Genomic DNA, 25,813 nt, shown 5'->3' with positions numbered 1-25,813 from the left:
TATTTCATTTTAAAGGAATATAACCGATTTCCTCCACTTTTTTCTGTCCCTCGGGGGAGAGAACGAAATCCAAATACTCTTTGACTATCCCCTTTGGTTCCTCCCTTGTGTAATTGAAGAGATATCTATAAAGGGGATACTTTTCGCTTTTAATGTTTTCCTTTGTTGGTAATAGAGGGGAAGAACTTTTGTCCTTTGCGATTGCTATTATCTTCACCTTCCCAGATTTGGCGAATTTATCAGCATAAGCAACCCCTACATATCCTATAGCTCCCAAATCCTGGGAAACAGTCATCGCTATCTGGTTGTTTGAGGGAGTATTCAAAACCGTGGGAGCGTAATTCTCCTCACCCAGAACTTTCTCCTTGAAAAGCTCATAAGTGCCTGAGGGGGTATCCCTTCCTACTGCGGTAATCTTTAAATCCTGTCCGCCTAATTCCTTCCACGACTTTATGCGTCCAGTATAGATATCTTTTAACTGGGAGATGGTGAGGCTGTTTATGGGGTTTTGAGGGTTAACGATAACGGAAATTCCATCAATTGCAACTTTGGTCTCGTGAATTTGAATACCCAAGCTTTTTGCCCTTTCCGCCTCTGATTTAGTGAGGTTGCGAGAGGCATTTGCTATATCGCAGGTGCCATCCAATAGAGCCGCGATACCCACCCCCGAACCACCGCCTGTGACCGATACGCTTACATCTGGATGTCTTCTCATAAATTCTTCCGCCCAGGCTTGGGCTAAGGGCAAGAGGGTATCCGAACCTTTTATTACGAGTTTCCCTTTAAGTCCGCTTGATTGTTGTTGAGGGGGAGAAAGGGGCTTACTTCTTACAGCGATTATGATTATAACTGTTATGAGGATAATTATCGTTAAGCCTATTAGAGCTTTTTTACCAGCCGACACATTAAGCCTCCTTTCTATTGGGGAAGGGACAAGATGGTGCCGAGGGCGGGAGTTGAACCCGCACGGGCAAAGCCCACAAGCCCCTCAAGCCTGCGCGTCTTCCAGTTCCGCCACCTCGGCACCTTAGATTTCTCATATATTATATAGCGGGAAATAACCAAAAGTCAATAATCTAAAGGCAGGAAAATCTTCTCGCCCGTTTGGGCGGATTTGTATATCGCAAGATTGAGCTCAACTGCCTTGCGAGCTTCCTCCCCCGTGATTAGAGGTTCTCTGTCCTCAATAATCGCCCTGATGACATCGTAAATGTTTCTCGTATGAAGCCCAGCTGGTATAGCCATAGGGTCGGATGCACCCCAAGCCATAACCGGTTTTTCCGCCTTAGCCTCGGTTTCCTCTCCCTCTATTTTAAGGAAGGTTATCTTATCATCTTCCCAGACAACCGAGCCGCTGTATCCCGCAACGCTTATGCGAGCGCAAACCCCGGGATAAGCTGATGTAGTGGCTTCAATTGCCCCTAATGCTCCGTTCTTGAACTTCAATATCGCAACGGCTGTATCCTCAACCTCAATATTATGGGTGAGAGTAGCTGTTTCCGCTTTTACCCATTCCACCGGTCCCATTATCCAAAGGAGGAGGTCAACGAAATGAACTCCCTGGTTCATAAGGCATCCTCCACCATCCAAAGCCCAGGTTCCTCGCCAAGCATCTTTATCGTAGTATGCCTGGCTCCTATACCACTTCATATCCATATCCCCTAAAACTATCTTTCCAAGCTTGCCTTCCTCTACCAATTTCTTTACAAGCCTGCTTTCTTCCGCGAAGCGATGCTGGAATATCCCTCCCAATTTGACTTTGTTCTCCTTCGCCGCTTTTATCAAGGCATCGCATTTCTCCAAAGTCACATCCAATGGTTTCTCGCAAATGATATGCTTCCCAGCCTTTGCAGCCATTATCCCCATATCGGCGTGCATACCAGAGGGAGTGCAAATGCTGACGACCTGAATGTCGTCTCTCTCCAACATCTTCACATAATCCGTATACCAATCGACTCCGAATTGCTCTCCAATCTTCCTTGCCCTATCCTCCCTAACATCGCATACCGCGACGAGCTTCGCTTCTTCAATCTCCGTAACTGCCCTCGCATGGGTGGGTCCAATTGCGCCTAACCCAACTACTCCAACGCCGATTTTCTCCAATTCAAAGACCTCCTTTCTATCTTTTTAACTTATTATATATCCCTTCTCTCTCCTTGTCATTACCTCTTTCCCTCAAGGAGCCCACTTTTGAATAGCCTCCATTTTATGGCGGAGAAATTAGCTTCCCTCATTCTTTTAACCAGCTCCCATTTAGGTCTATCCCCTATATCAACTATTCCAAAGGCATAATGCTCACCGTAAACCAACTCTGAACACTGTCTTTCACCGCCTATCCCCGTGATATGTTGGTCCCTATAAATGAACCAACTCACACCCACGCAATAGGGATTTCCTGCGGCTTCTTTCAGCCAATCCCCATAAAGCTCACCTGCTTCCCTATCATCTTTCGCCTTCACGCCACCCGGAACTCCTCCCTCCCATATCCCAAATCCTCGCTTCCCCTCATAAAATGGAGGAAAGGAAAACTCCCCGCAAAAAATGGGCTTTTTAGTTTCCTCAACCAGCTTCCTCAACCTCACATCCATGAAATCGTAAGAATATAGGTCGTAACCAATCACATCGCAGTATTTCGCTATCAACCTCCAATCATTTTCGTTTTCCCACCAACCTGGCGTTATCCAGAAACCGAAGTAAAGATGATTTGGGTCTATTCCTTTTATCGTTATATAAATGAACTCATAGTACTTTTCGGCATAATATAGCCGGAGCCTCTCAATGTCTTCAGGGGGAGGGCTAATTTCATCTTTATAAATGTCTTCCTTCTCCTCTCCCTTTATCCCCCATCTCTTTTTCAGCTCCTTAAGATTTCCTCCGTAAATTTCCTCTAAAGCGAAAGATATTAGAGACCTTTTAGCTGGCACATCGCTTCCCATTTTGAGTATTTCCCTTATCTCATCAGAATTTATTATCTCCCCATATTCATTTCCCAAAGACCAGCCAACGATATATGGGTCGTTCTTCCTCGCTTCTATCTGCTTTCGCAGGGATTCTTTGAACTTCTCCCTTACCGTTGGGTCAAATATATCGGGATGACGAACAAGGTTGGGAACATCCCATCTATAAAGCACGGGAAGGCAAGGTAAACCCTCCATTTCACTCCATTTTCCCGCTCCCGAAAATCCCCAAGTTCTTAATCTCTTCTTTGTGAGCTCAAGAGATATTTCCCGCCAATTCTCACCATATTTACGAATCATATTGCAGGTATGAAAAGATACATACTCAACTTCAGGGTCTCCCCTTATCCCCCTTGCCCAGCTTGAGGAAAATTGCCCTTCTTTAGGAGGGAGCCAGGAAAACAGATATTCCCTTCCAGTTATCGGGGTCATATCCCAGTTTATAGCGGGAACCCCACAGAGCCCTATATAAAAGCAGGGATTCCCCTCAGGAGATATAAGCCAGAAAAAGCCGTTTCTCTTCACTACCCTAAAGAATCCCGTGGGCTTTTCCTTCCAACCTGCTATTTTATAACCTCCAAAGCGGTCGTATTCCCTCGGAATCTCCCAAGAAGAAAGAATATTTTCTTCCTCCTCTCTGCTTTTTCTAAGCTCCTCTTCGCTCTTTATTTTTCCTGCCCAATCTCCATATATACACTGCCCATATTCATCTATCAAAGGGGATATCGTCCTTAAATCTGGATAAGGAAGGAGAGCAAAGGTAGCTTTTATTTTCAGCCATTCGCCTTTTTGAATTCTCGTTTGGAGCGCATATGGGAACTGCGGCTCAAAGAGGAAAAGAGGGAGGGGGAGTTGAGGGAAGGTGTATTCTTTTTTTCGCCCATCGGAGAAGATCAGTTCAATCTTCTTTAAAACTATGAGGAACTTGGATTTGCCCTTTGCCCAGTTGGGCATATAGTTAAGCGTGAGATTTTCCTCAGCGGGAACGAAATATCCCTCGCTTTTTCCCACTAATTCTCCATCCAACCATAGCTCGGCGCTATCAGAATCTATTTTCGCCTCAACGATATATTCCCTATCTTTTATCCATTGAGGATGAGCGGAAATTGTTCGCCAATGTTTCCCATCGCCAATTCCAAGGTTCAGATAAAGATTCTCCAATTTGCAAGGCGATTCGCCCTCTGAGGTGCTCTGAAGGTAAAGGTGAAACCCAACCTTCTCTTCCCAAGAGTATTGGCGAGCTATATAGAGTCTCACCACTTGATTAGAAAAGCCAACAACGTTGGAGAAAAGGAGGAGAAAAACGAGTATTAATTCCGTATTTACCCTCATATCTTATAATACTATAATAGTAGCAACACCCCTTGATAAGGAGGTTTTTCAAATGAAAAAAGAAGAGGTAGTGAAGAAATTTGGCAGACTCTTGGTTCCTATGCTCACCGCTTTTGATAAGAGAGGAAATTTAGACACAAAGAAAACGCAGGAAATCGCTGATTATATAATTGGGGAAAATCTTTGCGATTCATTAATCGTGGGAGGAACAACCGGCGAATTTTTCTCCCTCACAATGGATGAACGAATTTCCCTCTTTAAGGCTGTTAAGGATGTTGCTTTCGGTAAAGTTCCCCTGATTGCGGGGACGGGAGCGGTTTCCACAAGGGAAGCGATAAGTTTGACCAAAGCAGCTGAAGAACTCGGATATGATATGGCAATGATTGTCACCCCTTATTATTGTAAGCCAACACAAGAGGAAATAGAGACACATTACAAGGCAATTGCCAGGGAGACGAAACTTCCCATTATGCTTTATAACATTCCCCTTTTCTCAGGAACAAATATAGAGCCGGAGACCGTTGGTAAATTGAGCGAGTTGGAGAATATCGTCGCTATAAAGGAAGAAGCGGAAATTCATCCTCTTCAGGGGACGAAATATATATTGGAATGCAACGATAGTTTAGCGATTTATTCTGGAGACGACTCAATGATACTCCAGATTCTCGCTCAAGGCGGAGTGGGAGGGGTAAGCGGGACAGCCCAAGTTGTTGGTAAAGCGATAAGGGAGATGATGACGGCTTTCCTCGCAGGAGATGTTCCAAAAGCTGCCTATCTCCATCAGAAAATATACCCCTTTATTTTTTCTTTGGTGCAAAATAACAGGAAAAACCCAATACCACTACTCAAGTTTGCTTTCTCTGCGGTCTCAGGGATGGATATAGGGGTGCCCCGACCTCCCCTTCTCCCTCCAAAAGATGCTGAGAAGGAAAGGGTCATTGAAGCCCTGAAAAATATCCCTTACATAGAAATAAAAATCTAAGGAAGGAGGTATGGCAATGCGGTTATCTATGAATTTGGTCAGCTTGAGGAAAGACCCTCTCCCGGAGAGATTGAAAGCGATAGCGGAAAGTGGATTTGAAGGAGTAGGCTTGTGGGTATCGGATGTGGATGAATTCATCTCCCAAGGTGGCAGCCTTGAGGAAATCGGAAATCTTTTAAGGGAATTTAATCTTGAGGTTCCCGAGATATGCGCTTTGGGCGGATGGCATTTAGTTGATGACAAGAGCGGTGTGAAGGAAGAAGTGGAAAAGATAGGGGAAATGTGTAGAGGGATAGGGATAGAGAGGAGCGTTCTTGTATGTCCCGTGGCTTGGGAAGCGGAGGCTCCTTTGGAGAGAAGCGTTCAGGATTACAGGGAGCTTTGCGAGATGGGGAAGGAATGGGGCTTAATTATGGGGCTTGAATTTCTCGGGATGAGGAAAGGAATCAATAACCCGATTTCCGCCTACGAGATAGTGAAGGAAGCCAATTGCGAAAATGGTGGAGTAATCGTGGATGTTTTTCATCTTTTGAAAGGAGGAGGAACCCCAGCGGACCTCCTTTCTCTGCCGGGCGAGGGGATAGCATTGGTGCATTTCAACGACATCTCCCCCGATAAAGCGCTGGAGGAGCAGAGCGACGCTGATAGGGTATTGCCTGGCGAAGGGAAAGCCCCCCTTAAAGAGCTCATAGCTAACTTAAAGAAAATCGGCTACGGTGGATGGCTTTCCATAGAAATATTCAACCCAATCCATCAATCAAGACCTCCGCTGGAGGTCTGCAAGGAGGCAATTAAGCGGGCGAAGGAGCTCTTAATCTAAGGGCGAGAGCTTTTCCGGATAGGGAGCACGAGCTCTAATCAGTAGAGCTTCTAATAATCCCTCCGCCTTATCTGGGTGGAGGGTATAATAGATTATTTTTTCGTGGTCTAAAGCCTCTATCCGGTCGTTCATAGCCTTTATCGCGTCTATGCAATTTATAATCGCCCTCTCGACCGGCATTCGCTCAGGATTTATATCTATGCCGAAGTATCCTCTGTATCCGTGCATCTTCATTACATAAAGTGTAGCCTCCGCGAGCTCGGGTGAGATGACGCCAACATTTAGGTCTTGGTCATAGTTGCCCAAAGGCTGGCTATTCCAATGGGTATGAGCGAGCTTCCCGTATTCCATTACCAGGCTGTAAGCGTAGGGAGGGTCCTCATAGCCCATCAAGATATGACCCATTTCGGGATTCAAAGTAACAAGCGAGTGTCCCTCTTCAAGGAGTTCTCTATTTGGAGAGGATTTCAGAAGGCTTTCCACTCTTAAAGCCAAGAGGATTCCCTCGCTTGTAGTGCCGTAAATTATCCTTCCCCTTGGCTCGTAAGGCTTTGGTTCAAAGGCAATCCTCACGCCGGGAACAGCGTCCATAGCTTCTGCTATTCCCTCAGCAAATCTCGCCCGCATAGCTTGAAAATCTATTCCGAAATTGTTCTCATAGCCATCTATTCCCGGCCAGATTATCGCGAAATCGCAATCCAACTCCTTCACAAGCCTTAAAGTCTCCTTCACTCTCTCAATGGCAACTCGCCTAACCTCGGGAAGAGGCGAGGAAAGAGCGCCGAATTTAAACCTGCTCTCATAAAAGATGTTCGCCGCTATACCCACCAACTTCATACCGCTATCCTTGAGAAATTTCTTCCAAAGGTCAAGGTTATCCTCGCCAATCTCGTTTGGATAATGAGCTTCCAAACCCTTCAATCCATACTTCATCAAGCCCTGTGCTTTCTCAAATATTTCCTCCATAGACATAGGGGGCGTGTATCTATCGTGGAATCTACCACCGGAGGGAGAGAAGAACCAAACTCCGGCAGAGAACTTCAAATCGAGATGGAAGCTTTTAAGGTGTTCCAAAAGCTCTTCCGGCGTTCTTCTCCTTGCTTGTTCACGCAAGTCAACTAATCCCATTTTGCTTCTCCTCCTTTGAATTGATTTTTTATTTCCTTGTATTATAATTTTTTATGTGAGGAAAGCAAGCCCATTTATTATCCTCGTTATCCTTATGTTAGCCGTGGGAAGTTACTTCTTCGTTAGGAAAGAGGAGAAAGAAAAAATAAAAGAGAAAAACATTAACTTTCGTCTTCTCGTCAAGAAAGCCCACATTGTGGGACGCTACAATGGGAATTTGCAGTGGGAATTGGACGCAGAGAAAACGGAGAAGAGCTCTGACGAACGCTTCACCTATCTTTGGGGAATTAAGAACGGGGTTTTCCACGAATGGGAAAGAGGGAAGCTTTGGTTTGAGGCGAAGAAGGCTGTTTACGATAACATAATGAAGAACCTTCAGTTGGAGGATGTGCATATTTGGAGCAAAGAACTAAACGTCTATGCCCCCGTTCTTTTATGGGAAGGGGATAAACAAAGGTTGGTTTGTGAGAGGGGAGCAAAATTTTACGCTAAAAAAGCCTCCCTGATTGGGGAATATATTGAGCTGGACCTCAAGAATTCCCTTCTCCTTGTGGACAATGGCGTGCTCAAAGTGAAGACGGCGGAGAAGCTATGAAGAAGTTCCTCCTCGTCCTATTTGGCTTGCTCTTTATCATTGTTCTCTTGGGAGCTACTCCTCCTGAAGATAAAGATGAGGAAGAGAGGGAGATAGAGTTTCACTTCACGAAGGCAAAATATGATTATAAAACTAAGACTTATGTTTTCACTAAGGGAGAGCTGATAGATGCTAAAGAAAAGGCTAAAGTAGAGGCGGACGAGATAGTCTATAATGAGGAAACGGAGAAGGCCACCGCTAAGGGAAATCTCAAGTTTACAGATGAGGAGAACGAGATAACCGCTCTCTCTTTGGAGGTTGACCTAAAGGAAAAAATCGTAGTATTAAATGGTGAAGTGAGGGTAGTCAATATCAGAAAGAAGAAAGAAGAAGAGAAAAAGGAGGAAAAGAAAGAGGGTTTGAAAAAGTATTGGAAGGAAAAGACCATATTGAAATGCGAGAAAATCACTTATAATTATAAAGATAAAATCGCTTATTTGGAGGATAAGGTTGTGGTTACCCAGGAGGACAAGGAGCTCGTGGCGCAGAAAGTGACATGGTTGGGGAAAGAGGATAAAATAATATTGGAGGGCGATGTTAAATTCAAGGACGAGAAAGGTCAAACTATGAATTGTAGTAAAATGGTCATTTATACGAAAGAAGATAACGAATGGATAGAGATAGAGGGACCGCTCAGCGGGATTTTCAAAGTAAAGGAGAAGAAGGAATCTTCATCCCAGGATTAAAGCGTCGCTCTACTAAGTTTTTTTATTTTAAAAAATTTTAAAAAGGAAGGGATGAAGAGGAGATGAAAACAACAAGAAAACCCGCTGTAGCCGGTTACTTTTATGAGCTAAATAAAGAGAGGCTTCTAAAACAAATAGAGGATTGTTTTAAAGGACCATTAGGACCCGGAAGCTTACCGGAGGTTAGTAGGGAGGGGGAGGGGAAGATATTGGCGCTCGTTGTTCCGCACGCCGGATATATTTATTCCGGACAGGCGGCTGCCCACGCCTATTATGCTTTGGCGAAAGATGGAAAACCTAAAAGGATAGTTATAATCGGTCCAAATCATAGGGCTTTAGGAGCAGAGGTATCCATCTTCGCCAAAGGGGAATGGCAAACGCCTTTGGGAAATGTCCCCATTGACGAGGAATTGGCAAGGAGGATACTAGCCAACAGCGATATTGTGAAGGATGACCCCGTAGCTCATCTCTACGAGCACTCAATAGAGGTTCAGCTCCCCTTCTTACAATATCTATTTGGAAACGATTTTTCCTTCGTTCCCATAGCGGTTTATAACCAAACTTTACCCGTAGGTCTACATTTGGGAAATGTTCTCGCTGATGTCCTTTCGGGTGAGAGAGCGGTAGTTATAGCGAGCACTGATTTAACTCATTATGAAGCGAAAGCTGTAGCAATGGAAAAGGATAGGATGGTTATAGAATGCGTTAAGTCCTTAAACGAGACGGAGCTATATCTCAACATAGGAAGACACCAAATAACTATGTGTGGACCAGCTGGGGTTGCCTCTGCTATCGTCTTCGGGAGGAAAAGAGGAGCAAAAGGAGGTGTTCTTTATAAGTATTACACATCGGGGGATATCATAGGAGATATGTTAGAGGTGGTTGGCTACGCCTCAATGGGCATTATATTATGAAATACAATACGCCGTATTATAGAGATTGGATAAAAGAAGAGGAGCTTCAAACATATAATATAAAGATAAAGCAGACAGACCTATTAATAAGAACGGACAAGGATTGCCGAGAGATAGCGGAGAGGAAAACCAGGGAGGTCCGCCGTCAGCTTGAGGATTATATTGAGAAGAACCCTATTTTCGCCCATACATTTGCCCCCTATCCCGTTGAGCGGGATGCTCCCGAGATAGTGAGATTGATGGCGGGTGCCTCAATACAGGCGGGAATAGGACCTATGGCTGCGGTAGCGGGAGCTATAGCGGAGCTAGTGGGCAAAGAGTTGGTGAAATTTTGCCAAGATGTGATTGTGGAGAATGGGGGAGATATATTTATAAAATGTTCAAAGCCCCGTATAGTGGGGCTCTATGCAGGGGAAAACTCACCCTTCACAAATAAAATTGGGATTCTCGTCAACCCGGATGAAACACCCTTAGGAATATGCACCTCCTCTGGAACGGTTGGACCTTCGTTCAGTATGGGAGAGGCGGACGCAGTCGTTGCGATAACCCCTTCCTGTGCAGTGGCTGATGCTTTCGCAACAGCTCTTGCTAACCTCGTCAGGAAGGGAACACCAACTGAGAAAATCCTTGATAAAGCAAAAGTGTTAAGAGGAATAATCATCGCGTTCGGTGGGAAACTCGTTGTAGGGGGGAAAGTAAACCTCGTGCCATTGAAACTTCTCTAAAATTCCCTTAAAATAATAAATAGAAGCTTTTAAATTTGGAGGTGAATTATGAATACTGCAATTATTCGTTGCACCTGTGGAAGGAGAATCTTTCGGAAAAATATCCTCCAGATATCCTTCCACTTCAAGCTCTTCGGGGAAAGCTTCGTATCCATAAAATACAAGTGTCCCCGCTGCAAGAGAATCGGAGAATACCTCATAGCGGAAAAGGAATGGAATAGAGCCTCTCTAACAAGTTCAAGGGGAGAACTCACTCCCCAGGAAATAAGGAAATTTAAAAAGATGGGCAAGATAACCATTGACGAACTTTTGAATTTTCACCTCCTTTTAAGTGAAAAGGTAAACTGGTTGAAAGAGATGGTCAAATGACGAGATATTTGCTACTCCTTATCATAATTCCGATTTTTTCCCTTTCCGCTCCCCTCGTGGAAATTTCTCATCCAAAGGCAAACTCTTTCCTTTCCTCCTTAAAGAAAAACTTCCCCAATAAAAAAATAAACATAGTAATTTACAAGAGTTCCTCCCGTAAATTCATCTCCCTAAATGGGAAACTCTTGCCACTGATGAGGGATGAAAAGAAGCTTGTCGCCGCTCTCAATGAGAATTTGAAAAATGTTCTAAAACAAAAAGAAATGGGTAAAATCTCCTTTGATTCCGTGAAAATTTCTCCCCAAAACGATGGTTTCAGTTTATCATTTGCTCCTTGTAATTACTCGGAAAAGGAATTCATTGGGAAATGGGTTGCTTTCATAACCGGAGAGAACCACGTTTTGTTATCCAAAAAGGAAGGGAAAATATCAATGCCAGCTGGCACCTGCCATAGACCAATAGAATTACAATGGAAACCTAAAAGCAAACCAAAGGAACTAAATTTGATTGTTGCCCTATATGATGGGAAGGGTAAATATGTGATTTCTAAATCAAATAAAGAAATGGAGGCTGAAAAGCGATGAGGAAACTCCGTTTTCTTTTGTTTTTACTTCTTCTAATTCCTCTTTGCTTTTCTCAGGAATCCATTCCCATGGGCAAGAAAAGGATTGCGGTCATCCCCTTTGATAGCCAGCTTGTAAGAACTGCTAATTTAGGGAAAATCGTTTCCGAGATGTTTGTCACTTCCCTTGTTCAGATGGGCTGTTTTGATGTCATTGAGAGAAGCAAACTAAACGAGATAATGCAGGAGATAAAGCTTGGGGAAGGAGGGATGATTGACCCCTCAACCGCTGTGAAGGTGGGAAAGCTCCTGGGGGTTGATTACATTCTCACGGGAACAATAACGGAATTTGGAATAAGAGAGGAAAAGAAGGGAGGAATTTTGGGGTTTCTCAAGAACTTGTTCGGAGGCGGAGCGAGGAAGGTAAGCATAGCAAGGGTCAAGTTTGACTACCGAATAATAGATGTCGCTACGGGTAAGATATTTTTCGCTGATACTGGGGAAGGAGAAGAGAAGCAGAGAAGTTTCTCGGTTGGAGTGGGCACGGACTTAGATAAGTGGATAGCTGGCGTGGGGACGGAATCAAAGGAATGGGAAGAAAGTTCCTTCGCCAAGGCGACCAGAAAGGCGGTGAAAAACGCAATAGGGAAATTTTCCTTCCTTTTCTCTCCCCAAGGCAAAATATTAGCGAGGGAAAAGAAAACAGTGATATTGGATATAGGAGCTCAAGCGGGGATTAAAGTGGGGATGGTTTTAGAGGTCTACAGGATTCATCCTATAAAAGACGAAAGCGGAAATATAGTTTGGGTGGATAAAACGAAGATAGGAGAGGTTAAGATAACCGAGGTTAGGGCGGATAAAGCGAAGGGAGAGATTCTTTCCGAATCTCTCAGCATTCGCCAGGATGATTTGGTCTCCTTGCCTTCCTTGAAGCACTAAAATTTGAGATGTTGGAGAAGATAAACACTCCCAAGGATATCAAGAGCCTTTCAATATCGGATTTATATTCCCTTTGTGAAGATATCAGAGGGAGGATTTTAGAGGTTGTAGCAAGAAACGGAGGTCATTTAGCGCCGAGCTTGGGAGCGGTTGAGTTAATTGTAGCGCTACATTATGTTTTTGATTCACCCAAAGACAAGCTCGTTTTCGATGTTGGGCACCAAGCCTATGCCCATAAGCTTCTCACGGGGCGTAAAGATAGGTTTGATACTTTGAGGAGGAAGGGTGGGCTCTCGGGATTTTTAAAACTTTCCGAAAGCGAACACGACGCCTTTGGAGCCGGACACGCTTCCACCTCTCTACCCGCTGCGCTCGGCTTCGCCGTTGCGAGGGATTTAGAAGGAAGAGATTATGAAGTCGTCGCGATTATAGGAGATGGCGCTTTGACAGGCGGATTGAGTTGGGAGGCGCTCAATAATATTGGGCATTTAAAGAAGAAGGTCATCGTGGTGCTAAACGATAACGAGATGTCAATAAGCAAAAGCATAGGAGCCATTTCCGAATATCTCTCACGCATAAGAACTGAGCCCAGCTACCTCAAAATCAAGGAGGACTTGGAGTTCATTTTAAGGAGAATCCCGCTGGGGATGCCCCTTTGGGAAAGTCTCCAGAGATTCAAAGAAGCTGTTAAACATATATTCATCCCAGGGATGATTTTTGAGGAATTGGGCTTCACTTACTTGGGTCCAATTGATGGACACGACCTTGAAGCTCTGATAGAGATACTACAAAGGGCGAAAAACATCCCTGGACCGACGCTGGTTCATATATTTACTAAGAAGGGGAAAGGTTACCCACCTGCGGAAACAAACCCCGAGAAATTCCACGGAGTTCCTCCTTTCAATTTGGAAACAGGTGAAGTATTGGAACCACCGTTCCCTCCCACTTACACGGAAGTTTTCGCTGATTCGTTGGTCGCATTAGCGGAAGAGGACGACAGGATAATAGCGATAACAGCCGCTATGCCATTGGGCACAGGACTTTCTTCTTTTGCGAAGAAATTTCCAGCTCGTTTCTTTGATGTGGGGATGGGAGAAGGTTGTGCCGTTACCTTCGCAGCTGGCTTAGCCTGTAGGGGATTCAAACCCGTTGTAGCGATTTATTCAACATTCCTTCAAAGAGCATACGATATGATAATCCACGATGTTTGCCTACAAAATCTTCCCGTTGTATTCGCTATAGATAGGGCGGGTATAGTGGGGGAAGATGGGGCAACCCATCAGGGATTATTTGACATTGCCTATCTGTTCCCTATTCCCAACCTCGTCATCTCCGCTCCAGCCAATGAATGGGAATTGGCTTCCCTCCTAAAAACCGCTTTAGATTCAAATCGCCCCTTTGCTATTCGTTACCCCCGGGCGAGGGGAATCGGTGTTCCTTACGACAACCCCCAAATTTTGCCAATCGGAAAAGGCGAGGTAAGAAGAGAAGGTGAAGATTTGTGTATAATAGCTTTAGGCAGTATGGTCCATTCCGCTGAGATTGCTGTTGAGATGTTGGAGAAGGACGGTGTAAAAGCCACTCTAATCAATCCCCGTTTCGTCAAACCAATAGATGAGGAATTGATTTTGAGCTGCATCGGAAGAACTAAAAGGGTGCTTGTTGTGGAGGAAGGTATTCTCCAGGGTGGTTTTGGCTATCAGATAGCTCATCTCCTTTTTAGCAAGGGTTTGAGCGATGTTAGAATCAAATTTATTGGGATAGATGGGTTCGTTGAGCATGGGAAAAGGGAAGAGCTCCTTCAGCTTTTAGGATTAACGCCGGAAGGCATTTATCAATCAGCGAAAGAAATTCTCAAGGAATAACTAATAAGAAATTTATTGCTTTAAAATCAACTTCTGCTTAAACTATTTTACAATATGGTTCGTGATGACTTACTCGTAAAAGGAAAAAATCAAGAAGAGAAAGAATACATAACAATCGTTCGCCCGCCTATGGGCACCCCTCCTTTGAAGTATATAGAACTCTCCCTTCTTTCCCTAAAGGAGGGAAGGAAGCACGATGTATCCACGAAGGGAAAGGAATGCTTACTCCTCCTTTTGAAAGGGAAAGTAAAAGTGGATTATAAAGGTAAAACCTTTTACCTCGGAGAGAGAAAAAACGTTTTTGAGGAGAAAGCTTATGCCCTGTATATTCCTCCAAATAGCGAGTTCTCCGTCTTCGCGGAAAAGGATTTTGAGGCTGCCCTCTGCTTCGCGCCCGCGAAAATTAAAAGCGAAGCAGTGGTGATAAAGCCGGAAGATGTAAGGGTAAGGAAAGTGGGAAGGGATAACTTCTTCAGGGAGGTTCACGATGTATTGAGGGAAGACATCCCCGCAGAAAGGTTATTGGTGGGTGAAACCTTCAACCCGCCTGGCAATTGGTCTTCCTACCCTCCCCATAGACACGACGAACATAACCCACCCCAAAAAATTTGGTTAGAAGAGGTATATCACTTTCGAATTCAACCTGAGGGAGGCTTCGCCCTTATGAGGCTTTACGACGACGATTTAACCCTTAACGAAGCATTGGTCATTGAAAACAGAGATAGCGTGATAATCACCAAAGGATATCACCCCGTTGTTTCTGCCCCGGGCTACTTCCTTTATTATCTCTGGATTTTAGCTGGAGAGGAAAGGCGCTTGATTCCCATAAATGACCCCACACATGAATGGGTGACCAGCGGATGATAAGGCGAATCTGGCTTGTGCTTTTCTTCCTCTCCGGTTGTGCGGGTCTCATATATGAAGTGGTGTGGTCAAGGATGCTTGGATTGGTGTTTGGTACCTCTGCCTTAGCGATAAGCACGGTTTTAATCGTCTTTATGGGTGGCATGTCGCTGGGAAGCTATGTTCTCGGCAAGGTCGCGGATAAAGTGAAGTCTCCTCTCCTTTTCTATGGCATTCTGGAAGGTGGGATAGGGGTTTTATGCCTTTTGGTCCCCTTTCTCCTTTCCCATATCTCCCTTCTTTATAGAGGCTTTTACCCTTCTCTTCAAGATTCCCAGTTGGGATTGGCATTGCTTCGGCTCGCTCTCGTTATTCTCGTTCTTCTACCACCTACTTTCCTAATGGGAGGAACCTTTCCCGCTTTTTCCTCGGGTTATTCTAAGATAAGCGAAGCGGGAAAAGACATCAGCGTTGCTTATGCAGTTAACACCAGCGGAGCTGTTGTAGGAACCCTTTTAGCAGGTTTTGTGCTAATGCCCTATCTTGGCATATCCCATACGATAAAAATCGCTGTCTTCCTCAATTTCCTTGTGTTCTTTCTCTCTATCTTCCTTAATAGGGTAGCGGAAGCGAGAGAAGAGGAAATCTCTCAAGCTCCCGTAATCTATTCATCCGAAACAGCTAAATTAGCGACCCTTGTTATAGGGATTTCCGGTTTTTCCGCAATGGCTTTAGAGGTAGCGTGGACAAGGGCGCTACATATGGTTTTCGGGATAACCACCTATGCCTTTACGACTATGCTTGCTTCGTTTCTATTAGGCATTGTCATTGGAAGTGCTCTTATCTCGCGCTATATTGAAAGGGTTAAAAACCTTCCACTTCTCCTCGCCTACATAGAGATGGGAGCTGGCTTTACCGCCCTTCTTTTCTCCCGCCTTATAGACCTTCTTCCAATCGTTTTTCTTTGGCTATTCAAATATACCGGTGGTAGCTTTTATCTCTTTTATTTAACCCAATTCATCATCTGCTCTCTCATCCTTATCATCCCCACCTCCTTGTTCGGTGCCTCCTTCCCAATAGCAACGAGGATAGCATTGAGAAGCAGGGAACAATTCGCAGGCGGTGTGGGGAAGGTTTATGCCTTTAACACTCTCGGGAATATCCTCGGTTCCTTCTTCGCTGGTTTCTTTTTGATGAAGTTAGTGGGCGCGGCGGGAATAATAATAATCTCTTCCCTTCTCAACATCATTGCGGGTGGGATTATGCTCAGGGGAGTGAGAGAAGTCTCCCCAAGGAGCATAAAAGAAGCTTGGGGAATCTTCGGAGCGGTGCTTTTCTTCGCGCTTATTCCCTTTCGCTGGAACATTGAAAGGTTGACGAGCGGAGTTTATCTCTATGCTCCCTACTACCTGGAGAAACGCTCTCTCCGCTCTGCGATTGAGATGATGGAGGGACGCAAGATTATCTATTATAAGGATAGCATTACCTCAACAATCACGGTTACCGAGGGAGAATATGAGGGTAAAGTTGTTCGCGCTTTGCAAATGGACGGGAAAACTGAAGCCTCTTCCTTTATTGACTTGACTACCCAATATATGGTAGCTCACTTGCCTTTGCTCCTTCATGAGCATCCTCGCAAAGTGATGATAATCGGGTTGGCAAGCGGATGCACCCTGGGAGCCGCTCTCCGCCATCCAGTTGACGAGGTAGTCTGCGCCGAGATTGAACCAGCTATGGTTGAAGCTTCCAAATTCTTCAAGGAGGTCAACTACGAGTATTGGAAGGACCCAAGGACACGCATCGTGATAGAAGATGGGCGCAATTTCCTATTTCTTTCAAAGGAAAAATACGATTGCATCATATCTGAACCATCAAACCCCTGGATATCGGGTTTAGGAAATCTCTTCACGAGAGAATTTTATCAGATAGTTAAGGAACACCTGAACAAAGGAGGAATCTTTGCCCTTTGGATACCCGCTTATATAACCTCTCTAAGCGATTTCAAAGGTATGATTGCCACCGTTTGTTCTGTTTTCCCTTCAGTGTCTCTTTGGAACTATCCACCCATTTATGCCGATGTGTTGGTCATCTGTTCAAATGAGCCCTTGAAACTATCATTGGAGAGAATAGAAAAGAAAATAAGGGAAAATCCTGAGATAAAGGAGAGCTTGCAGAGGATAGGAATAGGAGGCGCCCAGGATGTCTTATGGGGATTTTTAATGGCTGATAACACAGTGCTTCAATTCTGCAATGGATATCCCATCAACACGGATGACCTTCCCTTGATAGAATATTCAGCGCCCAAATGGCTTTACAAAAGCATCAATTATGATGTATTAAATGAACTTTATAGATTCAAAAATCTCAGGAGGTGATTAATTGTGGAGCGTTTATGGATAGGCGCGGTGAATATCGGGATAGTCCATTCAATGGCATATCCCAATCTGAGAAGGGAAGAAGAGGTCATTGGCACAATAAAAAGTATTGTGGAAGATGATTTCTTCGGAGCAATAGAGGTGTCAAATCTGACTCCTCAGTTAGCCGAAAAAGTAGGGGACATCTTGAAATCGGCTCATATGGATGTGATTTACGCTGGGCAAAGTTCATTATTGGAAGCAGGCGTTAGCCTTTGCAGTTTAGATGAAGCTGAGAGGAATAAAGCGATTGAAATCTCAAAAAGAAACATAGATATAGCCTATAAGATTGGAGCTAGCATTCTTGCCGTCTGCAGCGGTAGGGACCCGGGGGAAGAAGTGAGGGAAGAGGCGAGGGAAAAGCTGATAGCTTCCCTTAAAGAGCTTTGTGCCTACGCCCAAGAAAAAGGGGAGGAAAACATAGTCACTATTTCTCTTGAGAATTTTGATAGAGATATAGACAAGAGATTCCTTATAGGTCCTTCGGAGGAAGCGGGGAGAATAGCGGAGGAAATCAAAAAGGAGTTCAGCAATTTCGGGCTGACCCTTGACCTTGCCCACCTTCCCCTTCTCAGGGAAAAACCCCACGAGGCGCTAATCTCCGTTTCGGATTATCTAATACATATTCATATAGGGAACTGTGTTTTGAATAGGGAAAGTCCTTTATATGGAGATAATCATCCTCCATTCGAGGTCGAGGGTGGGGAAATAGGAGTTGATGAGTTGAGGGCTTTTCTTGAAGCTCTTATATACATAGGGTATCTAAAGAGGAGCGTGCCTACCCGCTTACCAGTCATTTCCTTTGAGATAAAGCCCCTACCCGGGCAAATTCCCGAAGTCGTTCTCGCTGGTGCCAAGCGAATTTTCGTTGAAGCTTGGTCAAAAATATAGAATAAAGATGTAAGGGCCTATGAAGAGAGCGATAACTTTCCGAGCGGTTCTCATAGCTATCCTCTTGATGCCTCTCAATTCCTGGTGGGTCGCCTATATGGAAGTGATAACCTACACTGGGCACCCCACCACGATGTCCCTCTTCTTCAATGTTGTTTTCACTCTTCTCTTTCTTCTTCTCATCAACTTCTTACTAAAGAAATTTGCCCCGCGTTATATGTTCACTCAGGGCGAGCTGATGGTTATCTATACCATCTTGGCGCTTGGTTCCTGCATGGTGGGGCATGATATGTATCAAGTTCTCATAGCTTGCCTTACCCATCCCTTCTGGTATGCAACGCCGGAAAACAAATGGGAGACTCTCTTCTTTAAATATCTCCCGAAGTGGCTGATGGTATCGGATAAGAACATCTTGGAAGGGTACTTTATGGGTTGGTCAAGCTTTTATACAAAAGAACATATCCTTGCTTGGCTTCCAGTCATTCTCATCTGGACCGGCTTCTTTATGGTCCTTATTTTCTTGATGATGTGCATAAACGTAATCTTTCGCAAGCAATGGACGGAAAGGGAGAGGCTTACCTTCCCGATAATTCTTTTGCCACTGGCTATGACGGATGAGAACTTCACACTCTTCAAGCAGAGATTGATGTGGATAGGATTTGCCATTGCTTCCTTAGTGGACATCATAAACAACATCAACGCCAATTTCCCCGCCATTCCCCACATACCTATAAGGGATTACGACTTAGGTCAATACGTTACGACTCCACCTTGGAACGCTATAGGTTGGACTCCACTTGCTCTGTTTCCCTGCATCATAGGGCTTGGGTTCCTCCTTCCCGTTGACCTCTCCTTTTCCTGTTGGTTCTTTTATTGGTATTGGAAATTCCAAAGGATATTCAGTGTTGCCTTTAATTTACATGTTGGTAGGCCGGACATGCCTTACATAAACGACCAATCAGCGGGGGCGTATATAGGGGTTACCTTCTTTGTTATATGGGTAGCGAGGCATTATTTGAAGGAAGTGTTCAAGAAGGCGCTGGGGATGAAATCGGAGTTGGACGATTCCGATGAGCCGATGTCCTACAGAACCGCGATAATCGGCATATTAATTGGTTTTCCTTTGGCTTCCTATCTTTTCGTGAGGGCGGGTATGAGCTGGGGTATCTCTCTTACAGCCTTAGGAATCTTCTTCATACTCTCAATAGCTGTGGCAAGGATAAGGGCTGAACTTGGCTCGCCTGCTCACGACCTCCACTTTGCTGGACCTGACCAGATGATTACCAGAATATGGGGAGTGGAGAACATCTCACCCCAAAATCTCACAGTCCTTTCCCTTTATTGGGGCTTCAATAGGGCATATCGTTCCCATCCGATGCCGCATCAGATTGAAGGATTTAAGATAGCGGAGAGGTTGGATATAAACCCGAAGAAATTTATGTGGATAATGCTTTTGGCAAGCTTCCTGGGCTCGCTCATTGCTTTTTGGGCGCTATTAGACCTGTATTATAAGATTGGAGCCGCTTCAGCAAAGGTGGTTGGTCCCGCTACCTGGTTTGGCTGGGAGCCCTACAATAGGCTATCCTCTTGGATAGAGACTCCCGCGAAAAGGGACAACCTCTGCAGTGTCTTCACGGGCGTAGGTTTCGCCGTTTGCCTTTTCCTCATATTTATGAAGACAACCTTCTTCTGGTGGCCTTTCCACCCGGTTGGCTATGCGGTTTCCTCCTCGTGGTGCATGAGTTGGATGTGGTTCCCCATTTTCATTGCTTGGCTGGCGAAATTCATCATCTTAAAAACTACGGGGTTGAAGGGATACCGAACAGCTTTACCTTTCTTCTTCGGCTTGATACTTGGCGAGTTCACTGTGGGCAGTTTAGCTAATATCCTGGGTATATTACTTGACTGGCGAATCTATCATTTCTGGGGATGATAAGGAAAGCGGGTTCCCTTCTACTTTTTCTTCTCCTTCTCATCCTGAATCCCCTCGTCTTTGATGCCCAAAGGGAAATCACATGGCTCTGGCGTAAGGAAGGGGAAGAGAGATGGAGAAATGTTGAGCCTGGAGCTAAATTCAAAATGAAGGAAGGAGAAAAGGGATGGCTAAGGGTTTGGATAAACATCCCAGCGAGGATAGAAGGCAAGGAAACTAAGGGCTGTCCTGTTGCTCTTTATATCTCCACCTCCGAGGGAGGGGAGATTTATGTTGACGGCAATTTGCAATCAAGATACGATAACGACCACCCTGGGGCGGCACTTCTAACGAGGAAAGCAATTCCGGGGGAAAGGCATTTAGTTGAAATCAAAGTTTTCGGACCAGTAGAAGGGGAGAAGGAGGTGGGATTCGACCAAGCCGAGCTGAAGGTGCTTAGGAAAGAAAAGGTGGAAAAGCCCTGCTATATTTATGTCAATCCAAGAAAAATTAAGGGAGATTTGCCACGCCCTTTAGCGGGTTTATCTCAGGGTGGTGGTATGCCTGATTATAATCCCGAGACAGCAGAAGCTCTTTTGCCCCTACATCCGCGATTTTTCAGGATGGACAACGTCTTGACATCTGTGGTTAGGGAGGAAAACGGAAAGCTAATCTATGATTGGTCGGATTTAGATAGGCGGGTGGATTTCATATATAAGATTGGGGCTGAACCGATTTTATGCCTTTCATATATGCCCATCCCCTTTGACGCTATCCCTGACCCCGACCGCCACAGCGCACCTAAAAGCTACAAGCTATGGGAGGATTTGTGCTATAGAGCTGCTAAAAGGTGTATTGAGAGAGGGAGAAGGGTGAGATATTGGGAGGTTTGGAATGAGGCTAATGCGGGATGGCTTAAACCGCCTCCAGGGGAAAGTCATTTAGAGGCTTATCTCAAACTCTACGAAGCTTCTGTGAGGGGAATTAAAAGGGCGGACCCTCAAGCTTTAATAGGTGGACCTTGCAATGCTTCTGGACCTTGGGATTATTCCCCTGAAAGACCCTATTGTGTGAATGGCGAAACCTTCATGGAAGGATTGATTAGATTCTGTGCCCAGAGGAATCTCCCCCTTGATTTCATTACTTGGCACGAATATTTCCACCCGCCGAAAGTATATATAGAAGAAGTGGAAAAGACTAAAGCATTGCTGAACAAATATCCGTCCGTTAAAAGAAGGGTTAAAGGGTTCTTCATCACGGAATTTAACTACGCTTGGTGGCATGATTTCTCACAAGACAACGAAATAGGTGCTTCCTGGGTAGCGAATAATGTGATTAGGGCTGCGATTCCCGCGGGAATAGATGTTTTATGTTTCTTTTATGTCAAGGATGGGGATAATAGATTTAGGGGAAGCTGGAGTCTTTTAATGGGAGACAATCTTCCCAAGCCTTCATTTTTCGTTTACCAATTATTTGCGATGATGGAGAAGAAAAGATTGGAGATTATAGGAGGAGACGAAGATATATGTGCAATAGCTTCCTCCGACGATAAAGGAAGAAGAATGACGATTATGCTTGTCCACTTCCCCGAGCGCTATGGTATCCCACGCAGGGTGAACTTGATTATAAACCCGCTGCCCAAGAATCTTTGGGGAGGGAAGAGCAGGCTATATCTCGTAGATGCGAAGCACAATAATCTTTTCCATGATGCCTCGGTAAGGAAGCTTGAATGCACATATGAAGGGGAAATCCCCAAGCGCAATAGGTGGGAAATCCACACGCTTCTCCTACCGAATAGCGTTGCTCTCTTAGAGCTTATTGCACCACCAAAAACCTAAGTGAGCTATTTATTTTATTTCCCTTGAAGCTTGTTCAAATATATTGAAGAATAAAGGATTTAAGAACCTATGAAGAGAGCGATAACTTTCCGAGCGGTTCTCATAGCTATCCTCTTGATGCCTCTCAATTCTTGGTGGGTTGCCTATATGGAAAAAGTAACTTATACAGGTCATCCTACCACGATGTCCCTCTTCTTCAATGTCGTTTTCACTCTTCTCTTCCTTCTTCTCATCAACTTCTTACTAAAGAAATTTGCCCCGCGTTATATGTTCACTCAGGGCGAGCTGATGGTTATCTATACCATCTTGGCGCTTGGTTCCTGCATGGTGGGGCATGATATGTATCAAGTTCTCATAGCTTGCCTTACCCATCCCTTCTGGTATGCAACGCCGGAAAACAAATGGGAGACTCTCTTCTTTAAATATCTCCCGAAGTGGCTGATGGTATCGGATAAGAACATCTTGGAAGGGTACTTTATGGGTTGGTCAAGCTTTTATACAAAAGAACATATCCTTGCTTGGCTTCCAGTCATTCTCATCTGGACCGGCTTCTTTATGGTCCTTATTTTCTTGATGATGTGCATAAACGTAATCTTTCGCAAGCAATGGACGGAAAGGGAGAGGCTTACCTTCCCGATAATTCTTTTGCCACTGGCTATGACGGATGAGAACTTCACACTCTTCAAGCAGAGATTGATGTGGATAGGATTTGCCATTGCTTCCTTAGTGGACATCATAAACAACATCAACGCCAATTTCCCCGCCATTCCCCACATACCTATAAGGGATTACGACTTAGGTCAATACGTTACGACTCCACCTTGGAACGCTATAGGTTGGACTCCACTTGCTCTGTTTCCCTGCATCATAGGGCTTGGGTTCCTCCTTCCCGTTGACCTCTCCTTTTCCTGTTGGTTCTTTTATTGGTATTGGAAATTCCAAAGGATATTCAGTGTTGCCTTTAATTTACATGTTGGTAGGCCGGACATGCCTTACATAAACGACCAATCAGCGGGGGCGTATATAGGGGTTACCTTCTTTGTTATATGGGTAGCGAGGCATTATTTGAAGGAAGTGTTCAAGAAGGCGCTGGGGATGAAATCGGAGTTGGACGATTCCGATGAGCCGATGTCCTACAGAACCGCGATAATCGGCATATTAATTGGTTTTCCTTTGGCTTCCTATCTTTTCGTGAGGGCGGGTATGAGCTGGGGTATCTCTCTTACAGCCTTAGGAATCTTCTTCATACTCTCAATAGCTGTGGCAAGGATAAGGGCTGAACTTGGCTCGCCCGTCCATGACCTCCACTTTGCTGGACCTGACCAGATGATTACCAGAATATGGGGAGTGGAGAACATTTCCCCCAGAAACCTAACCGTTCTCAATCTCTACTGGGGCTTCAATAGGGCATATCGTTCCCATCCGATGCCGCACCAGATTGAAGGATTTAAGATAGCGGAGAGGTTGGATATAAACCCGAAGAAATTTATGTGGATAATGCTTTTGGCAAGCTTCCTGGGCTCCCTCGTTGCCTTTTGGGCGTTATTAGACCTATGCTACAGGATTGGGATTACCTCTGCGAAAATGCGAGTGTGGTTTGGCTGGGAGCCCTACAATAGGCTATCCTCTTGGATAGAGACTCCCACGAAAAGGGACGACCTCTGCGCTATCTTCACGGGCGTAGGTTTCGCCGTTTGCCTTTTCCTCATATTTATGAAGACAACTTTCTTCTGGTGGCCTTGCCATCCAATTGGATACGCTGTGTCATCCTCTTGGAGTATGAATTTGATGTGGTTCCCCATTTTCATTGCTTGGCTGGCGAAATTCATCATCTTAAAAACTACGGGGTTGAAGGGATACCGAACAGCTTTGCCTTTCTTCTTCGGCTTGATACTTGGCGAGTTCACTGTGGGCAGTTTAGCTAATATCTTGGGTATACTACTTGACTGGCGAATCTACCACTTTTGGGGATAATAATTCAATTTATCACTTCTTGCTACCCACTTTCTAAACGCCTTGCTATGACTATGAATCCAGTGTGAGCTACCATCCTTAACTCCGGTCTCGCTATTCTCTCTTCAATAACCCAAGGGCGGACAAGCGATTCCACAACCCTGAAGTGAGAAAAACCACCGATTTCCTTTAGAGATAAAACCAAGCGATGCACTTGTAGTATAGTGGGGAGAAAAGAAACGAAAAAACCTCCCGCTCGTAATGCATCCTTCGCTGGTTTTATAGCTATCCAAGGCTCGGGCAAGTCCAATACGACCTTATCCACATTTTTTTCGTCTATTCCCTTTGATATGTCCTTTATCTTTAAAACAAAATTTTTAACGCCCCATCTTTCCAAATTTTTCCTAGCTATTTCAGCGAAATCCTCTCTTATCTCATAAGTATAAACGATTCCCTGGTTCGCTTGCCGGCAGAGGAAAAGAGTGAGAGCTCCTGAGCCCGTTCCCGCTTCCACTATTCTATCGGATGGCTTGATATCGGCGTAAGCAGATATGAGGGCGCAATCCTTAGCATACATAACTTGTGCGCCTCGTGGCATCTCCAGAATATACTCTTCCAATGTGGGACGAAAGACGAGCAATTTGTTTCCCAGGGAAGATGATATCTCCTGCCCTTCCCCTTTGCCGATTATATCGTTATGGGCTACCACTCCACCGTGATAATGAAACATACCACCCTCCTTAAGGGTTATAAGATACCTTCGCCCTCTGCTATCGTAGAGGACCGCTAACTCGTTTTCCCTGAATTCATCCATTATGCTCCGAACTTCTCCTGAACGGAGAGGAGATTCGTCAAGATGTTCATAATATCAAACCCTTTTATCCGCCCCAAGCCACCACGAGCACAGGGACGCTCCCCGAAACAATCAACATCATCGGTTCTCACTCCATCGCCCCAAATAACTATCGGGACGGGGTCACCGGAGTGGTCCTTCACGCTGACGGGCGTTGAATGGTCAGCGGTGAGGACTATTACCACTTCCTCTGGAGTAATTTGGGAAAGAATGGTGCCAAGCATCCTATCTATTTTCTCCACTGCTTCAACCTTTTTGTATGGTTCACCATCGTGTCCCGCGACATCGGGAGCTTTAACATTGCAGAGAATGAAATCGTGGTCATTTAAAGCCGAGATAACCGCTCTTGCTATCGCTTGTTCATCTGTATCCAAGGAGCCAGTTGCTCCTTCCACATCTATCACATCCATCTTCAAATAACGCCCAACCCCCTTCAGCAAGCCCACTTCAACGATGCAAGCGCCGGTTAATCCATATCTTGCCTGGAAAGAGGGTATATGAGGAGCTGTTCCTGCTCCCCTTGGGAGGACGATGTTTGCGGGAGGAAGTCCCTGTTTTTTCCTTTCAACATTTACCGGGTGGTTCCTTAATATTTCAAATGAACGCCTAACGAATTCGTTTACAATCTTAGCGGTTTTTTGTGATGGGATATCATCTGGTTCCAATGGTTCAACCGTATGCACTTTCTCGCCTTCCTTATGAGGGTCGGCATCGGAAACATTATGCCCCAAACCTTCCCCTCTTAACACAAGACCTGCCCTATGCTCAACAGATTCCTTGAAGAGCACTTTCACTCCGTCTATCTCCATACCATCAAGCGCTTGAGCAAGCAAATGGGTTCCTTCCCTTATCCTTCCCGCCCTTCTATCAATCACGACTAAGGTATCCTCATCAACTGTTGCGAAATTACAGCGGAAGCAGATATCTCCCTTTTCCACTTCCAGTCCAATGCCCGCTGCCTCAAATGCTCCTCTTCCGGTGTAGTATTGATAGGGGTCATAGCCGAGCAAGGCGAGGTGAGCTGTATCCGAGCCAGCCCTAATGCCAGGGGCAATTGGGTCCATAATGCCACATTCTCCCTCTTTTGCCAGTCTTGACATAAAAGGTTTACGGGCGATTTCCAACGGCGTAAAGCCGCCCAATTCCTTCACCGGTCTATCAGCCATGCCATCTCCAACTATGAGAAGAGCTTTCTT

The 25,813-nt window shown here is 45.0% G+C and carries 22 protein-coding genes and 1 tRNA gene; 16 read left to right on the top strand and 7 right to left on the bottom strand.

The window, feature by feature from the left end; all coding sequences use genetic code 11:
• Positions 1 to 4: 4 nt before the first annotated feature.
• The 4 genes from H5T88_02260 to H5T88_02245 all read right to left on the bottom strand — a co-directional run bounded on the left by H5T88_02260 (position 5) and on the right by H5T88_02245 (position 4,289).
• Positions 5 to 904, bottom strand: coding sequence for a PstS family phosphate ABC transporter substrate-binding protein (locus tag H5T88_02260; GenBank protein ID MBC7329161.1), 900 nt, complete (start codon positions 902 to 904; stop codon positions 5 to 7).
• Positions 905 to 938: 34 nt separating this feature from the next.
• Positions 939 to 1,024, bottom strand: a tRNA-Leu gene (locus H5T88_02255).
• A gap of 44 nt (positions 1,025 to 1,068) precedes the next feature.
• On the bottom strand, positions 1,069 to 2,103 hold the full coding sequence (locus tag H5T88_02250) for a Gfo/Idh/MocA family oxidoreductase (GenBank protein MBC7329160.1): 1,035 nt from the start codon (positions 2,101 to 2,103) through the stop codon (positions 1,069 to 1,071).
• Between the two features lie 59 nt (positions 2,104 to 2,162).
• Positions 2,163 to 4,289: a hypothetical protein gene (locus H5T88_02245; GenBank protein ID MBC7329159.1), complete on the bottom strand. Its 2,127-nt coding sequence runs from the start codon at positions 4,287 to 4,289 to the stop codon at positions 2,163 to 2,165.
• Between the two features lie 52 nt (positions 4,290 to 4,341).
• Here H5T88_02245 and dapA point away from each other — a divergent pair, with 52 nt between their 5' ends.
• Positions 4,342 to 5,271: a 4-hydroxy-tetrahydrodipicolinate synthase gene (gene dapA, locus H5T88_02240; GenBank protein MBC7329158.1), complete on the top strand. Its 930-nt coding sequence runs from the start codon at positions 4,342 to 4,344 to the stop codon at positions 5,269 to 5,271.
• 10 nt (positions 5,272 to 5,281) lie between these two features.
• Positions 5,282 to 6,091, top strand: a complete 810-nt coding sequence (locus H5T88_02235; GenBank protein ID MBC7329157.1) for a sugar phosphate isomerase/epimerase — start codon at positions 5,282 to 5,284, stop codon at positions 6,089 to 6,091.
• On the opposite strand, the gene H5T88_02230 is transcribed toward H5T88_02235, so the two are convergent.
• The gene (locus tag H5T88_02230; GenBank protein ID MBC7329156.1) at positions 6,083 to 7,219 is read right to left on the bottom strand and encodes a TIM barrel protein; all 1,137 of its coding nucleotides are present in this window, start codon (positions 7,217 to 7,219) and stop codon (positions 6,083 to 6,085) included. The genes H5T88_02235 and H5T88_02230 overlap by 9 nt on opposite strands.
• A 55-nt stretch (positions 7,220 to 7,274) precedes the next feature.
• Between H5T88_02230 and H5T88_02225 the strand changes: the two genes are divergently transcribed.
• The 14 genes from H5T88_02225 (at position 7,275) to H5T88_02160 (ending at position 23,785) form a co-directional block, all read left to right on the top strand.
• Positions 7,275 to 7,814: a hypothetical protein gene (locus H5T88_02225; GenBank protein MBC7329155.1), complete on the top strand. Its 540-nt coding sequence runs from the start codon at positions 7,275 to 7,277 to the stop codon at positions 7,812 to 7,814.
• On the top strand, positions 7,811 to 8,539 hold the full coding sequence (gene lptC, locus H5T88_02220; GenBank protein MBC7329154.1) for an LPS export ABC transporter periplasmic protein LptC: 729 nt from the start codon (positions 7,811 to 7,813) through the stop codon (positions 8,537 to 8,539). Before H5T88_02225 ends, lptC begins: the two co-directional genes overlap by 4 nt.
• 62 nt (positions 8,540 to 8,601) lie before the next feature.
• The gene (amrB, locus tag H5T88_02215) at positions 8,602 to 9,453 is read left to right on the top strand and encodes an AmmeMemoRadiSam system protein B (protein MBC7329153.1); all 852 of its coding nucleotides are present in this window, start codon (positions 8,602 to 8,604) and stop codon (positions 9,451 to 9,453) included.
• Complete coding sequence (locus tag H5T88_02210; GenBank protein MBC7329152.1) at positions 9,450 to 10,178, top strand: UPF0280 family protein; 729 nt, start codon at positions 9,450 to 9,452, stop codon at positions 10,176 to 10,178. The genes amrB and H5T88_02210 overlap by 4 nt, the downstream gene beginning before the upstream one ends.
• 48 nt (positions 10,179 to 10,226) lie before the next feature.
• The gene (locus H5T88_02205) at positions 10,227 to 10,547 is read left to right on the top strand and encodes a hypothetical protein (protein ID MBC7329151.1); all 321 of its coding nucleotides are present in this window, start codon (positions 10,227 to 10,229) and stop codon (positions 10,545 to 10,547) included.
• Positions 10,544 to 11,131 carry a hypothetical protein gene (locus H5T88_02200; GenBank protein MBC7329150.1) on the top strand — a complete coding sequence of 196 codons (588 nt, stop codon included), beginning with the start codon at positions 10,544 to 10,546 and terminating at the stop codon, positions 11,129 to 11,131. Before H5T88_02205 ends, H5T88_02200 begins: the two co-directional genes overlap by 4 nt.
• Positions 11,128 to 12,048 (top strand): hypothetical protein, encoded by a 921-nt coding sequence (locus tag H5T88_02195; protein MBC7329149.1) that lies wholly within the window; start codon positions 11,128 to 11,130, stop codon positions 12,046 to 12,048. The genes H5T88_02200 and H5T88_02195 overlap by 4 nt, the downstream gene beginning before the upstream one ends.
• 8 nt (positions 12,049 to 12,056) lie before the next feature.
• On the top strand, positions 12,057 to 13,913 hold the full coding sequence (locus H5T88_02190; protein ID MBC7329148.1) for a 1-deoxy-D-xylulose-5-phosphate synthase: 1,857 nt from the start codon (positions 12,057 to 12,059) through the stop codon (positions 13,911 to 13,913).
• Between the two features lie 54 nt (positions 13,914 to 13,967).
• Entirely contained in the window at positions 13,968 to 14,777 is an 810-nt protein-coding gene (gene iolB / locus H5T88_02185; protein ID MBC7329147.1) for a 5-deoxy-glucuronate isomerase, read from the top strand.
• Positions 14,774 to 17,131 carry a fused MFS/spermidine synthase gene (locus H5T88_02180; GenBank protein ID MBC7329146.1) on the top strand — a complete coding sequence of 786 codons (2,358 nt, stop codon included), beginning with the start codon at positions 14,774 to 14,776 and terminating at the stop codon, positions 17,129 to 17,131. The genes iolB and H5T88_02180 overlap by 4 nt, the downstream gene beginning before the upstream one ends.
• Positions 17,132 to 17,137: 6 nt before the next feature.
• A complete protein-coding gene (locus H5T88_02175) occupies positions 17,138 to 18,061 on the top strand; it encodes a sugar phosphate isomerase/epimerase (protein ID MBC7329145.1) in 924 nt (307 codons plus the stop codon).
• A gap of 19 nt (positions 18,062 to 18,080) precedes the next feature.
• On the top strand, positions 18,081 to 19,994 hold the full coding sequence (locus tag H5T88_02170; GenBank protein MBC7329144.1) for a hypothetical protein: 1,914 nt from the start codon (positions 18,081 to 18,083) through the stop codon (positions 19,992 to 19,994).
• A complete protein-coding gene (locus tag H5T88_02165) occupies positions 19,991 to 21,811 on the top strand; it encodes a hypothetical protein (GenBank protein ID MBC7329143.1) in 1,821 nt (606 codons plus the stop codon). Before H5T88_02170 ends, H5T88_02165 begins: the two co-directional genes overlap by 4 nt.
• A 69-nt stretch (positions 21,812 to 21,880) precedes the next feature.
• Positions 21,881 to 23,785 carry a hypothetical protein gene (locus H5T88_02160; GenBank protein ID MBC7329142.1) on the top strand — a complete coding sequence of 635 codons (1,905 nt, stop codon included), beginning with the start codon at positions 21,881 to 21,883 and terminating at the stop codon, positions 23,783 to 23,785.
• Positions 23,786 to 23,807: 22 nt separating this feature from the next.
• Here the strand turns inward: H5T88_02160 and H5T88_02155 are convergent, their stop codons facing one another.
• Positions 23,808 to 24,578, bottom strand: a complete 771-nt coding sequence (locus H5T88_02155; GenBank protein MBC7329141.1) for a tRNA (adenine-N1)-methyltransferase — start codon at positions 24,576 to 24,578, stop codon at positions 23,808 to 23,810.
• On the bottom strand, positions 24,578 to 25,783 hold the full coding sequence (locus H5T88_02150; GenBank protein MBC7329140.1) for a 2,3-bisphosphoglycerate-independent phosphoglycerate mutase: 1,206 nt from the start codon (positions 25,781 to 25,783) through the stop codon (positions 24,578 to 24,580). The genes H5T88_02155 and H5T88_02150 overlap by 1 nt, the downstream gene beginning before the upstream one ends.
• Positions 25,784 to 25,813: the final 30 nt, after the last annotated feature.

Source organism: bacterium, assembly GCA_014360495.1.
GTDB lineage: Bacteria > Armatimonadota > JACIXR01 > JACIXR01 > JACIXR01 > JACIXR01.
This window is presented reverse-complemented; position numbering and strand designations above follow the sequence as displayed.

Coding starts and splice junctions, on each gene's coding strand:
- amrB (MBC7329153.1), top strand. CDS start 8,602: ATGAAAACAACAAGAAAACCCGCTGTAGCCGGTTACTTTTATGAGCTA.
- H5T88_02200 (MBC7329150.1), top strand. CDS start 10,544: ATGACGAGATATTTGCTACTCCTTATCATAATTCCGATTTTTTCCCTT.
- H5T88_02205 (MBC7329151.1), top strand. CDS start 10,227: ATGAATACTGCAATTATTCGTTGCACCTGTGGAAGGAGAATCTTTCGG.
- dapA (MBC7329158.1), top strand. CDS start 4,342: ATGAAAAAAGAAGAGGTAGTGAAGAAATTTGGCAGACTCTTGGTTCCT.
- H5T88_02195 (MBC7329149.1), top strand. CDS start 11,128: ATGAGGAAACTCCGTTTTCTTTTGTTTTTACTTCTTCTAATTCCTCTT.
- H5T88_02170 (MBC7329144.1), top strand. CDS start 18,081: ATGAAGAGAGCGATAACTTTCCGAGCGGTTCTCATAGCTATCCTCTTG.
- H5T88_02150 (MBC7329140.1), bottom strand. CDS start 25,783: ATGGCTGATAGACCGGTGAAGGAATTGGGCGGCTTTACGCCGTTGGAA.
- H5T88_02165 (MBC7329143.1), top strand. CDS start 19,991: ATGATAAGGAAAGCGGGTTCCCTTCTACTTTTTCTTCTCCTTCTCATC.
- H5T88_02230 (MBC7329156.1), bottom strand. CDS start 7,219: ATGGGATTAGTTGACTTGCGTGAACAAGCAAGGAGAAGAACGCCGGAA.
- H5T88_02180 (MBC7329146.1), top strand. CDS start 14,774: ATGATAAGGCGAATCTGGCTTGTGCTTTTCTTCCTCTCCGGTTGTGCG.
- H5T88_02210 (MBC7329152.1), top strand. CDS start 9,450: ATGAAATACAATACGCCGTATTATAGAGATTGGATAAAAGAAGAGGAG.
- iolB (MBC7329147.1), top strand. CDS start 13,968: ATGGTTCGTGATGACTTACTCGTAAAAGGAAAAAATCAAGAAGAGAAA.
- H5T88_02235 (MBC7329157.1), top strand. CDS start 5,282: ATGGCAATGCGGTTATCTATGAATTTGGTCAGCTTGAGGAAAGACCCT.
- H5T88_02155 (MBC7329141.1), bottom strand. CDS start 24,578: ATGGATGAATTCAGGGAAAACGAGTTAGCGGTCCTCTACGATAGCAGA.
- H5T88_02190 (MBC7329148.1), top strand. CDS start 12,057: ATGTTGGAGAAGATAAACACTCCCAAGGATATCAAGAGCCTTTCAATA.
- lptC (MBC7329154.1), top strand. CDS start 7,811: ATGAAGAAGTTCCTCCTCGTCCTATTTGGCTTGCTCTTTATCATTGTT.
- H5T88_02245 (MBC7329159.1), bottom strand. CDS start 4,289: ATGAGGGTAAATACGGAATTAATACTCGTTTTTCTCCTCCTTTTCTCC.
- H5T88_02160 (MBC7329142.1), top strand. CDS start 21,881: ATGAAGAGAGCGATAACTTTCCGAGCGGTTCTCATAGCTATCCTCTTG.